This is a genomic window from Escherichia sp. KTE52, from assembly GCF_000408325.1.
GTDB classification, from domain to species: domain Bacteria; phylum Pseudomonadota; class Gammaproteobacteria; order Enterobacterales; family Enterobacteriaceae; genus Escherichia; species Escherichia marmotae.
This window is the reverse complement of record NZ_KE138678.1, coordinates 89,742-102,037: the sequence shown is the minus strand read 5'-3', so window position 1 is coordinate 102,037 and position 12,296 is coordinate 89,742. Positions and strand designations below refer to the sequence as shown.

Sequence of the window (12,296 nt, the reverse complement as noted above, 5' to 3'; positions counted from 1 at the left end):
TCTTTACGCTCAAGCGCCATGCCAACAATACACCAGACCATCATTTCGAGGGGAAGACGGCGCTTGCGTAGCGTTACAGTACCTGATTCGGCAAGGCAACGAGAGATGAGTTCGGGGTCGAGGTAATCCCCCAGAGAAGTCAGTGGGTTACGCAGAGAATCGTAACGGGATACCAGATCAAGGGCCTGTCCAATGTGCATAAAAAAATCCGGAAACGAGTGAGCGTTTCCGGATTCTTACACAGCCACTGGATCGGTCAACTGATCCTTAACTGACTGGCATTAAGGCCGCCGGGGACGTTTTTTTACCACCGGGACTTCGGACATAACGGAGTTTTCAGTAAGTACGACAGGTACTGTGGAGGCACTCCCGTAAAGACGGGCATCAAGTTCTCGCTCCAACATACCTGCGGGCAGAGGCCATAAAAGGCCAGCTTTGCGGAAGCGCACGAACATACCACAAACTGTTGATTTTGGTACGCCCAGGCGACGTCCGGCCACAATCCGTGGTAAATGTTCTTCAAAGTGAAGACGTAAAGCTTCAGTGATCCAGGTTCAGTATTCCATACGATAGTGTCCATTAAAAATGATGGACATTATTTTTGCGGAGCCGGAGGAAACAGACCAGACGGTTCAGATGAGGCGCTTACGTCAGCACAGCGTTTCACTGTTTTTGTGGATGATGTAGTTATCGACAATGAGCGTAATTGTCTTTGCCCACCGGTATGTCGCCTCTATATGTTTTAACAGTATGATAAATAAGGATGAGCTTTTACTATTTCCACCAACGTAGCTGACTTTTCCCGTACCGCTATGCAGTGCATCGGCAAGATAATACTTTTCATTCTGGCCCGGAGTGGCAACGCGCTTTTGCTGCTCGCGTAACTGCCAGTCAGCGCCGATTTTCGGGGTGAGATGAATTTCCACTTCATCTTCGTAATACAAGGGGGGAGGGCGCACTGCATTTCGCCAGCGTTTCATGAATAGCGGCCATTTTTTCTTCTTTGTGTGAGGCACGGACACGCAGTGTCGGCGCGACTCTGCGCCATACCCGTCCGGCAGCAGGTCCCCACCGCCGGATGGTTGAAGCATGTAGTGGGCAACCGGTGAGCTCATGGGGTTTTATCGCCAGCAGTTCGGAACTCCTGAGGAAACTAGTTAATCCAGCGACCAATCGATAAGTGGGCACAGTAGAGCGTTCTGGCAACATGGCAGACGGTGTCACCACGATGTAGCATCAGCATGGCGGTGAGCCGCCGGGCGTGGTTTTTGTCCTTTGTTTTATGGATAGTTTTCTGCATCAGGCGTCGTTCGGTTCTAGAGATTGGTGCTATAATCGGCATTGCTCAGTCCGGCTGGTGATTTTGGATATTCAGCGATTGATCAGATCACATAAACCGGACAGAGTTCCCCCTGAGTGAGCTACTATTTCGAGCAGTTATTTAGAATGTGGTGCTTGGTGGAGTTCTGTGCAAGGTGCTCAAGAAGGAGGGGGAGAATTAGTTGATTTCTGTGAAATTACCCGGTGCTGGTCGTTGTTAGGCCGGTGCGGTAGCGTGCCCGGAAGATATGGTGACGCCTCCAATTAGTAGAACATGTATTTTTCAATAAAACGCTCCTATGACTTTTTCGTGAAGCTCACTAGAACGTGAAAAACAGAGTGTTTTGCAGGCCAGCACGCCTGTATGGTACGCGTACCAGAGCCTGCGCTGCCGGGCTTTACTGCCAACGAAGCTCCATTGCTCATAGGGTTCGCAGATAAGGCCACATCAGCATGTGCAACGAGTGAAGACGTTATTCGCTCTGGCGAGAGTTTTTTAAAGTTCTGATGACGGTGTTAACGCTAGTTTTCAATGCTCATTTTCATTTATCTAATCGATTTAACTATTCGAATTTTTCTAAAGTTATTGATGCTGGGAGCTATCCAGATATTCAAGAGCTAATGGTTACTTCTTTTGCAGGGATTGCTGATTATTCAAGTTGGATTTACGACATTTTGCTTCTAAGACGGCCTGGATTTATTTATGCAGCCGACGTCGATTCATATCTTAGTCAACGGGAACTGTATTTTCCAATTGACTCAACGCCCTTCCCATTTTCGTCGAATGTAGAGGAACTTTGTGTTTCTATTACCAATTTTTATGAAAACAAGTTCAATGATCTTGTAAATTTATTTATGGAAAATGAAGGGGCTATCGATGCATGGGAATGCATAGGTTCGAGTTGCAGACGTCATTCTTCAGAATGATTAATTAACCTTATGTGAAAAGTAAAAATAAAGGCAAACGAATCAGGTGTTGTTTAATTATTGGCCAGCAAACCCATCGATACGATCATCGCACGTGCCTTGCTTGAGACTTTAATTTATACTGCTGTTTATATTCTACTTATATTCATTGTCTAGATGACAGGCGAATATTTCGAAATAACAAATCTATTACAACTAGTGCTCAGTTGGCGTTTGTTAATCATTCTGTTATGTGGCGTTGGCTTAATTTTCATGGTTGTAGGTAGAGCCTTTCCAGAAATGCAAAAGGTTCTACCGATACTAATCAAACCACTCTATTTCACTTCTTGTGTCATGTTCCCCTTGAATGCAATCCCAAAACAATATTGGGGTTATATTCTCTGGAACTCATTAGTGCATATAGTGAAATTAAACCGTGAGGCCGACATGCCCGGCCATATCAGTGACGGAGTAAGCATGAACTATCTGACAATACCCACATTAATAATACTGTTCATTGGTTTGGCGTTATATAGATCTCGTGAGAAAGCAATGCTGGCATTATGATTAATTCTTTGACAATGTCATGTTGCACGCTAATGTGGCGACATTGTGTGTTTAACATTAGACCATTTGAGAAATACTTATTATTTTATTTGTGGTGCAAACAAACCATCAAAACCCCATCAATTGCTGGGATGGGCAACTAGTATGCGATCGCGATTGAACTTTGAGGTGTTATGTCGACAACAAAAATGAGTTTACTGGATACTATTGTTATTAGATAGGGTGGAGCCATGATCAAAATATTTAAGATTCACTATGTGTTTTTGTTTTTGTTTTTTTTGTTTGGGGAAGGCATTGTAAACACAAATGCCACATCAAATAATGATATTTTAATTGATGATAGCTATGTGTTAAAAAAAATAAAATTGTATCGATTGGGTTCAGGTAGAAATAATGTTGTTCAGGGGGTAGTCATTGACAATAAAAGAAGAAACTTATATACGCTACATATGTCAGGGAAGCCAGAAAAAGGTGTTGTAAATGTTTTTTTTATTGATGAGAAATCCAATCAGATTACAGCTCATTCCTTTCAGAAACCAACAGATTTTATTGGTCACCAGGGGTTGACTTATGATTGCAATAGTGGGTATTTAGTATCTTCAACCGGTGAAGCATTTACTTCAAGAGGATGGTTTGTAACTCACTTTAAATACAACCATCAGGCTTTCCCTCACGATATGAAATTTACAAAAGTATTTGATGCCCCTTATAAACCACATCTAAGTACAATGCCTACCTTAACCTTAGATGCTAAATATTTAATAGTGCGGAGTAAGTTAAAGACACGGGAGCTATTAAGGGTTTACGATACAGAAAAAGTAGATTTCAGAAATTCAATAGATATTTCATCGGAAGAGAACTTAGAATGGTTTATTGATGAAGGGTTAACCAAGGATGGTTATGTATTACAAGCTATTACTGCCGACAACAAATATATATACTTGTTGAGCGGAGGTAAAAACAGAGAAAGCAAAAGGCTTTATATTTACACCTTAACTGGAAAGCTTATAAGAAAGTTTAATAATGTAACAATAGGAAAACAAGATGCTATTAAAAGTGGAAAAGAAAAACATTGGGAACCTGAAGGTTTAGCAATTGATAGCAAATCAAAATCATTGGTTATCATGTATGCTTTAGGTGATTATAAAAAAAGATTTGCTCAGTTATATTATGTTCCTTTAGATAGACTTATATAGTTGACTGACCGTACCTGCTGCTGACTTTGACATGTCGCTGACCTTCAAATCCTCAATGGCTATCATTGCGTGGTTTTTGCTGATTGTCGTTGTGACTTTGTGAAGGTAGTCCCTGCGGATATTTGCGATACGGGAATGCAGACACTGTATTTTGCGTTTCTGCTTCTGCCAGTTGTTGCTGAATTTGACCTTGCGGCTTAACTGTCGCTGAAGTCTCGCCAGCTTTTTCTGGTTTTTCTGAAAACTGTTTACAGTCTCAAAGACTGTGCTATCTGACAGTGTGGCAAGTTTAGCCACGCCGGCATCCAGTCCGACCATTGATATTGAAGGATGAACAGGAGTAGATATTTCACTTTCAGTCTGAATACTGATGTATCACTTACTGCAGGACTGGCTGACTGTAAAGCCTATGTATGATTTTTGCAGAGCGGCAAGCAAGAAACGCAAAAGCGCAACGGACAAGAAAGTATCGTACCGCCGAGGAAACGTTCACATGGCAGCCAGCCAGACGGCGCTAAGGGGGGGCTTAATTAACAGGAATTGGCGCGTACCAGCGAAGATTTTAACTTGGGCAGTAGCGAGTTTATTATGAAGGAAACAATATTTGTTTTTTATAAACATCATTTTATGTGCATCCTGCGTTTGCTGCAGGGATGGACGAGCAGGAAAAAATCCAAATTAAGATGATCTCCGCATATTTTTTCGCATTCCCCACCACTGGTGGGGATTTTTTTTATTTCTTTAAAACTCACGGTATTTTCTCAACGTTTTTTCGAGTTTTGCTTGCTGTTTATCTGTCAGCCATGAAAAGAAGCATTAAGATGATATTTACTTTGCATATCATATAAAAACTTAGCATCAAATTTCGTCAGTTGGATTTTGGCGATTAACGCGCTTTGCAGGACATTTTCCAGTGCCTTATATAACAGATCTTGAATTGTTTGTCTTTGGTGAGTATTTTTTTTCGTTATCTCCCAGTTCGATCGGCTGGCTCAGCTCCATCTGAAATATCAGTGTATCCGTAGGTCGACCTCGTTTACCAATAGCCAGTTTCATATTGCTGTGGGGTTCAGGTCTTTTATTATGGGGGGGGGAGTATTTTTGATTAAATTCTCTAAACGTGTTATATGACTTGTGCTTTTCCAGCATCATCATAAATTTAAATTCTGCAATGCTAACTTCAATGTTAGCCCTGTAAGTCTTGCCGAGTTGTGATCCTCGGCAATGTAACCGTTTGGGTGTCGCTCAAGATTCTGACCTTGAACCAAAACGAAGTGCACATTGGCCGGAACTTCGACGTTCGCAGCGCGGACTTGGTGTGTAAACCTGAACCAGGCGTGAATATTCGGATTGGAGACGATTTTCTGGGCTCTTCACAGCTCCTGTTCCGCCCGAGTGATGGGCATACCATTTATAGTCTGGAAACGAAGAAGCCCTTGAATGAGCCTAAGTCTGGCATCAGGGTGGGAAACCACGTTTGGTTTGGTCAGCGCGTGACGTGTCTCAAGGACGCCGTCGTGCCCGACAACTGCATAGTTTCCTTCGGGTCGATTGTCACACGTCAGGTGTTTCCCTCAAATGCGGTGCTTGGTGGAGTTCCGGCCAAGGTACTCAAGAGAGGGAGAATTTAGTTGATTTCTGTGAAATTACCCGGTGCGCCTACCATACTGGTCGTTGACAGACCTGAGCAGACTGACAACAGGGACAATGAATGTTAACGCTGGCCATAAAGAACATCAAAAGCTCGTATTATACATCTAATCCAACTTACTAAAGGCATCATCGTTGAACGGTTACTTTCTCATGATGCATTAAATCAATGCCCTCAAAGGAAGGCCCACAGTTGTGGCTGTCGTAGAATGGTTGTTCCTGCCTTTGAGTGTTACCAATTGATATACCAGCACTAAGCCATTAAAATAAAAAACATAGAAATAAGTACCGACTATGTTAAGAGAGACAAAGTGCCAGAATCCTTCTGGCGAACTTACCTAGAGCACCTACCGTACTGGACGTTGTTAGGCCAGTGCGGTAGCGTGCCCGGAAGATATGGTGATACCTCCAATTAGTAGAATATGTGTTTTTCAATAAAACGCTCCGATGACTTTTTCGCGAAGCTCAACAGAACGTGAAAAACAGAGCGTTTTGCGAACCAGACGTTTAATACGGGTACGGAGCGTCAGATTATTGCGCTCAAGATTTTGCCGCTCAGATGTTTTCCCTTCGGCATCACCCGGTCATAGCTGCCTCAGTCATCAGTGATCACCGTTCCGATGTTAAAGGGCATGAGCAGTGCCAGTAATTCACGACAGGTTTTCTCTGTACGTGAGCCAAAAGTGCAGGCCAGCACGCCTGTATGGTACGCGTACCAGAGCCTGCGCTGCCGGGCTTTACTGCCAACAAAGCACCATTGCTCATAGGGTTAGCAGATAAGCGCAACATCAGCATGTGCAACGGGTGAAGACGTTATTCGCTCTGGCGAGAGTTTTTTTAAGTTCTGATAACGGTGTTAACGCCAGTTTTCAGTGTTCTGGTGGCCGGCACCATTGACGGTCATTTCAGTGCTCAGTTCTTTAATGCCCGGCTTACAGGCCTCATAAGTGTAAGTGAGCTGAAACACGCGGTGACAGTTACGGCATCGAAATCTGTCATGGCATTCAGGGTTCTGCCCATGACGACAGACCTGAGCAGACTGACAACAGGGACAATGAATGTTAACGTTGACCATAAAGAACATCAAAAGCTCATATTATACATCTAATCCAACTTACTGGTGGCATCACCCTGTAAAGTACAGTTGTAAGTTTAATGTGTTAGCAAATATATCGATGAACGATTTATTATTGCGGGTTATTTATGTCTTGTTCTCTTCTCTTCTGAGGAAAAGAAGAATCACATTTGCCTCAAATTTTGATAGAGATATTTATTTAAATTTAAATGCTTTGCACGAAGCTGTAAAAAAATCTGGTATTAAAACAAAAAACACAATTCTTTTTAGATGTCCAGATACGCTTTGGAACAGAATAAGAAGTTTGTTTGTTATCGCTCAGTCTAAAGTGCTCGTTGTTGACTGCTCTCATTATCTGGTGTCAAAAATTTTAATTTCTAAAAAAACAAAGATTGTCTATGTTGGTCATGGTGGCGGATGTCTAAAAAAAATGGGTTACTCACGTCCATCATATCGAAAAAGAACTCCAGATAAAGAAAAAAAACTTTATGGTCAGTATTCTTATGTGTTATCAACTACATCAATGTTTGATGAAAATATATGCATTAATTACAATGTAACACATAAGCAACTACTGAGGATCGGATTACCGAGAACTGATATTCTTTTTAGACGGGAGAATGATATTAAAAATCAATTGATCCATGAACGAATAATATTATTTGCCCCTAGTTATTCCTTGATCAATGGGACTCGAGGTTATCTATGGAATTTTGAGTTTTTTGATATTATTGCGCAGAGATTAGGGTACAAAGTCTGGTTTTCACCCCATCCGGATACACCTCCTTCTCAATCAATACCGTCGAATTGGTTTGATTGTTCACAAAAAAAATTATATGAGAAAATACATATACCTGTTGCCTTGGTTACTGATGTGTCATCAATAATGTTTGATTTTTGTATAACTTCAAAGCCCATCCTTATAGGTGATTTTTATGACAGTGATGCGGACACATGGATTCCCAAGACTGAGCTACCTGGGGTAAATATTTGTAAGGATTATGATGATATACATAGATTTTTATCTAATCTAACTCTGACCAAATCATCAAATGAACTTTTTCAGCAGCAAATGGATCGCTGTGATGGAAATGCTTGCGATAATTTCGTTCGTTTTATAAAGAGAGAGCTATTGTGAAAACAGTTTTATTTCTAATGATGGGGGGGAGCGGAACAAGAATGGGGGGGGAGATTCCCAAACAGTTACTTGAGGTTAACAATACCCCCGTTTATCAATTTATTCTTAATCTATACAACATGCAGAATATAATTGATGAGGTCGTTCTTATTAGTAATAGTGATTGGACTGAACATGTAAAAAAACAGCTGAATAAAAAAGAATATAAATTCCCTATCAATATTATCGATGGCGGTAGAACTCGTGCGGAGTCCATTAAAAATGGAGTCCTTTTTTTGGATGAAAGAAAAAATGGATGGAATGGTATTGTTTTAATTCACGATGTAACTCACCCATATTTAGATGTGTCTGCTGTGAGTCAGCTTTTAAGTATTTTAGATAAAAGTTCGTCGGCAACGATAGTGACTCATATTTGGGATACGGTTTATGATTGTGATAATGAGTTCGTGAACAATACCCTAAAAAGAGAACGAATTGGTGTAGGTGCTTCCCCTGAAGGGTTTAGGTTTGATTTTCTGAGGAAGATATTCACAGATAAAAATATGGACATTAACAAGTTTACTTGTGTTGGTAACCATGTGCAATCAATCGGCGAAAAATTGGCTATTGTTTGGAGCCCCGTTATTAATTTAAAAATAACATATCCAGATGATTTTGAAATATTTAAAGAGTCTCAGCAATATTTTAAAAAATAAATGCAGATGACTTTTTCGTGAAGCTCACCAGAACGTGAAAAACAGAGTGTTTTGCAGGCCAGCACGCCTGTATGGTACGCGTACCAGAACCTGCGCTGCCGGGCTTTACTGCCAACGAAGCTCCATTGCTCATAGGGTTGGCAGATAAGCGCAACATCAGCATGTGCAACGGGTGAAGACGTTATTCGCTCTGGCGAGAGTTTTTTTAAGTTCTGATAACGGTGTTAACGCCAGTTTTCAGTGTTCTGGTGGTATCGCGAACTCCGGCACCATTGACGGTCATTTCAGTGCTCAGTTCTTTAATGCCCGGCTTACAGGCCTTCATAAGTGTAAGTGAGCTGAAACACGCGGTGACAGTTACGGCATCGAAATCTGTCATGGCATTCAGGGTTCTGCCCATGACGACAGACCTGAGCAGACTGACAACAGGGACAATGAATGTTAACGCGACCATAAAGAACATCAGAAGCTCGTATTATACATCTAATTCAACTTATTGGAGGTATCACCCGGGTCGAGGATATAAAGCGCGGTTTTCCGCCTAACTTTTTTTGTAACATCATGCTGCTACCAGCGTTTTGCTTCGGCAACGCAATGACGGAAATCAGTTCCGTGGGACACACGGAAACTTAATGCCTGTGGAGGGATGGCGTTGTCATCCGTTGAAACAGGAATCAACCGAAACGATTCTTCCGGCAGCGAAATATCGTCGGAATCCACGTCCTTAAGGGCATGGAGGATGTCAAATATATTACAGAGGTTATATGAAGCATTTAGTCCAGCAACATAAAAAAGGTCTTGATATAGGTATTTGTTCTATATGTTCGGCACACCCACTGGTCATTGAGGCTGCATTACGTTTTGAGTTGAATAATAATCGTAAGGTATTAATCGAAGCTACCTCGAACCAAGTGAATCAGTTCGGCGGCTATACAGGTATGAAACCAGCTGATTTTCGAACTTACGTTGAAGGAATTGCTAGAAAAATTGGATTTCCTATAGAACGTCTAATCCTAGGGGGGGATCATCTCGGTCCAAATTGCTGGCAGAATGAACCGGCAGAACAGGCGATGGAGAAATCCCTAGTCTTAATTGCTGAATATGTTAAGGCTGGTTTCAGTAAAATTCACTTAGACGCCTCAATGTCTTGTGCAGATGACCCTGTTCCTTTGCCACCGGAAGTAATTGCTGCTCGAGCTGCTGAACTATGTCGGGTAGCAGAAAATGTAGCAACTGCAGAACAAAAGGTTGCCTTAACGTATGTCATTGGGACTGAAGTTCCTGTTCCTGGTGGTGAATCATCTACTATAGATGAAGTTCATATTACGCACTCTCAGGATGCTGCACAAACTATCCAACTTCATCACGATGCGTTCCGAAAAATTGGACTTGATGATGCTATTAACCGCATTATCGGCTTGGTTGTTCAGCCCGGAGTAGAATTCGATCACAGTCATGTGATTCATTATGAATCCTCTAAAGCGACTAAGCTGAGTCGTTTCATTGAAAACACTCCCATTGTGTATGAAGCTCATTCGACAGATTATCAAACACGAACAGCATATCGTGCATTAGTTAAGGATCATTTCGCTATTCTTAAAGTGGGGCCAGCACTTACTTTTGCATTGCGTGAAGCTATTTTTGCTCTTGCAAAGATTGAACAAGAGCTTATTTATCCAGAAGCCCAAAGTCGTGTTTTGGCTGTTATTGAGCAGGTAATGCTTGATGAACCTGATTACTGGAAAAAATATTACAACTCAGAGTTTTCTCAGGCTATGGTCGATATCCGTTATAGCCTTTCAGATCGTATTCGTTATTACTGGCCGAATGCAAGGATTAGTGCGGCAGTAGATAAACTGATTGCAAATCTCGATACTATGGAGATACCTCTCGGTTTGCTCAGTCAGTTCCTTCCCAAGCAATTTGATCGCGTCATGAATGGAATTCTTAAACCAGAGCCTCGTCTATTAATTATTGATAAGATTCAGGATGTTCTTCGTGATTATGCCTATGGCTGTGTTCCAATTTTAGAATGATTTATTATTGCTTGCACTAGCAATAAAATTCTTGGTGATGCCTCCAATTAGTAGAATATGTATTTTTCAATAAAACGCTCCGATGACTTTTTCGCGAAGCTCAACAGAACGTGAAAAACAGAGCGTTTTGCGAACCAGACGTTTAATACGGGTACGGAGCGTCAGATTATTGCGCTCAAGATTTTGCCGCTCAGATGTTTTCCCTTCGGCATCACCCGGTCATAGCTGCCTCAGTCATCAGTGATCACCGTTCCGATGTTAAAGGGCATGAGCAGTGCCAGTAATTCACGACAGGTTTTCTCTGTACGTGAGCCAAAAGTGCAGGCCAGCACGCCTGTATGGTACGCGTACCAGAGCCTGCGCTGCCGGGCTTTACTGCCAACAAAGCACCATTGCTCATAGGGTTAGCAGATAAGCGCAACATCAGCATGTGCAACGGGTGAAGACGTTATTCGCTCTGGCGAGAGTTTTTTTAAGTTCTGATAACGGTGTTAACGCCAGTTTTCAGTGTTCTGGTGGTATCGCGAACTCCGGCACCATTGACGGTCATTTCAGTGCTCAGTTCTTTAATGCCCGGCTTACAGGCCTCATAAGTGTAAGTGAGCTGAAACACGCGGTGACAGTTACGGCATCGAAATCTGTCATGGCATTCAGGGTTCTGCCCATGACGACAGACCTGAGCAGACTGACAACAGGGACAATGAATGTTAACGTTGACCATAAAGAACATCAAAAGCTCATATTATACATCTAATCCAACTTACTGGTGGCATCACCGAATTCTCTTTCTTCGTTTTGTAAGAAGAACGCCGAAAAACAGGAGCTGCGATGTACATCATTTCAAGCAAAAACATGCTGAAAAAAGCCCAGTCAGAGGGATATGCAGTCCCCGCTTTCAATATTCATAACCTTGAAACATTGCAGGTTGTCGCTGAGAGCGCCGCACAACTTCGCTCTCCCGTTATATTGGCGGGAACACCTAGTACTTATAGTTATGGCGGCGTGGGAAGTTTAATTTCGTTAGTACAATCTCTAGCTCATGAGTACCGCCTGCCATTAGTCCTACATCTCGACCACCATGAAGATAGCGATGACATTTTTAATAAAGTACGCGCAGGAATTCGCTCAGTCATGATTGATGGTTCTCATCTGCCGTTTGAAGAAAATATCGCGCGAGTGAAAGAAGTCACTACGTTTTGCCACAGCTTTGATGTCAGCGTCGAGGCTGAACTAGGCCGCCTTGGCGGACAGGAGGATGATTTGTTGGTGGATGAAAAAGATTCTGCTTATACATCACCTGTTGCAGCCGCAGAGTTTGTGCAACGTACACAAATTGACTCCCTGGCAGTAGCAATAGGCACAGCACATGGCTTGTACACGAATGAACCACGTCTAGACTTTGCCCGGCTGGAACAAATTCGTCAGTTAGTGGATGTTCCGTTGGTGTTGCATGGCGCTTCGGGATTATCGGAACAGGACATTCAGCATTGTATCCGCAGCGGTATCTGCAAAGTGAATGTTGCGACAGAACTGAAAATTGCTTTTGCCAATGCGTTAAAAGGATATTTCTACAACAATCCGGCGGCAAATGATCCTCGCCATTATATGCAGCCAGCAAAAGCCGCCATGAAGGAAGTCGTTACGCGTATTATCGGCGTCTGCGGCAGTGAAGGAAAAATTTAATACGTTGTACCCTACAAAAAACAATGAGGA

At 42.3% G+C, this 12,296-nt stretch carries 8 protein-coding genes and 8 pseudogenes; 7 read left to right on the top strand and 9 right to left on the bottom strand.

The window, feature by feature from the left end:
- The 4 genes and pseudogenes from A1SC_RS23625 to A1SC_RS25105 all read right to left on the bottom strand — a co-directional run.
- A partial coding sequence (locus tag A1SC_RS23625; protein ID WP_000547049.1) for a transposase domain-containing protein occupies positions 1–200 on the bottom strand: 200 nt, incomplete at its 3' end.
- An 84-nt stretch (positions 201–284) separates the two neighbouring features.
- A pseudogene (locus tag A1SC_RS23620) lies at positions 285–548 on the bottom strand (IS66 family insertion sequence element accessory protein TnpB); the annotation flags it as partial.
- Positions 549–656: 108 nt separating this feature from the next.
- Positions 657–1,342: pseudogene (locus tag A1SC_RS0121870) on the bottom strand (transposase); the annotation flags it as partial.
- A gap of 242 nt (positions 1,343–1,584) precedes the next feature.
- Positions 1,585–1,853: pseudogene (locus A1SC_RS25105) on the bottom strand (IS1 family transposase); the annotation flags it as partial.
- Here A1SC_RS25105 and A1SC_RS26235 point away from each other — a divergent pair.
- The 3 genes and pseudogenes from A1SC_RS26235 (at position 1,828) to A1SC_RS12030 (ending at position 3,989) form a co-directional block, all read left to right on the top strand.
- Positions 1,828–2,247: a CDP-glycerol glycerophosphotransferase family protein gene (locus A1SC_RS26235; RefSeq protein WP_072024150.1), complete on the top strand. Its 420-nt coding sequence runs from the start codon at positions 1,828–1,830 to the stop codon at positions 2,245–2,247. The pseudogene A1SC_RS25105 and the gene A1SC_RS26235 overlap by 26 nt on opposite strands.
- Before the next feature lie 34 nt (positions 2,248–2,281).
- Positions 2,282–2,793, top strand: a pseudogene (locus A1SC_RS0121865) (ABC transporter permease); the annotation flags it as partial.
- A 230-nt stretch (positions 2,794–3,023) separates the two neighbouring features.
- The gene (locus tag A1SC_RS12030; protein ID WP_000590348.1) at positions 3,024–3,989 is read left to right on the top strand and encodes a phage baseplate protein; all 966 of its coding nucleotides are present in this window, start codon (positions 3,024–3,026) and stop codon (positions 3,987–3,989) included.
- Here the strand turns inward: A1SC_RS12030 and A1SC_RS0121860 are convergent.
- The 3 genes and pseudogenes from A1SC_RS0121860 to A1SC_RS24600 all read right to left on the bottom strand — a co-directional run.
- Positions 3,990–4,391 (bottom strand): annotated as a pseudogene (locus A1SC_RS0121860) (RNA-guided endonuclease InsQ/TnpB family protein); the annotation flags it as partial. It abuts the gene before it with no gap.
- Positions 4,392–5,648: 1,257 nt separating this feature from the next.
- Positions 5,649–5,717, bottom strand: coding sequence for an IS1 family transposase (locus A1SC_RS26230; protein ID WP_405000123.1), 69 nt, complete (start codon positions 5,715–5,717; stop codon positions 5,649–5,651).
- 334 nt (positions 5,718–6,051) lie between these two features.
- Positions 6,052–6,714: pseudogene (locus tag A1SC_RS24600) on the bottom strand (IS1 family transposase).
- Between A1SC_RS24600 and A1SC_RS12035 the strand changes: the two are divergent.
- Both A1SC_RS12035 and A1SC_RS12040 read left to right on the top strand, forming a co-directional pair.
- On the top strand, positions 6,698–7,852 hold the full coding sequence (locus A1SC_RS12035; protein ID WP_016262334.1) for a CDP-glycerol glycerophosphotransferase family protein: 1,155 nt from the start codon (positions 6,698–6,700) through the stop codon (positions 7,850–7,852). The pseudogene A1SC_RS24600 and the gene A1SC_RS12035 sit on opposite strands and share 17 nt — an antisense overlap.
- Positions 7,849–8,547 (top strand): 2-C-methyl-D-erythritol 4-phosphate cytidylyltransferase, encoded by a 699-nt coding sequence (locus A1SC_RS12040; protein WP_237709603.1) that lies wholly within the window; start codon positions 7,849–7,851, stop codon positions 8,545–8,547. The genes A1SC_RS12035 and A1SC_RS12040 overlap by 4 nt, the downstream gene beginning before the upstream one ends.
- A gap of 56 nt (positions 8,548–8,603) precedes the next feature.
- Here A1SC_RS12040 and A1SC_RS24595 read toward each other — a convergent pair.
- A pseudogene (locus A1SC_RS24595) lies at positions 8,604–9,023 on the bottom strand (IS1 family transposase); the annotation flags it as partial.
- Positions 9,024–9,311: 288 nt separating this feature from the next.
- Between A1SC_RS24595 and gatZ the strand changes: the two are divergent.
- A complete protein-coding gene (gene gatZ, locus A1SC_RS12045) occupies positions 9,312–10,583 on the top strand; it encodes a tagatose-bisphosphate aldolase subunit GatZ (RefSeq protein ID WP_000682085.1) in 1,272 nt (423 codons plus the stop codon).
- A 47-nt stretch (positions 10,584–10,630) separates the two neighbouring features.
- Here gatZ and A1SC_RS24590 read toward each other — a convergent pair.
- Positions 10,631–11,304 (bottom strand): annotated as a pseudogene (locus A1SC_RS24590) (IS1 family transposase).
- A 107-nt stretch (positions 11,305–11,411) separates the two neighbouring features.
- Between A1SC_RS24590 and A1SC_RS12050 the strand changes: the two are divergent.
- On the top strand, positions 11,412–12,266 hold the full coding sequence (locus tag A1SC_RS12050) for a tagatose bisphosphate family class II aldolase (RefSeq protein ID WP_000275529.1): 855 nt from the start codon (positions 11,412–11,414) through the stop codon (positions 12,264–12,266).
- Positions 12,267–12,296: the final 30 nt, after the last annotated feature.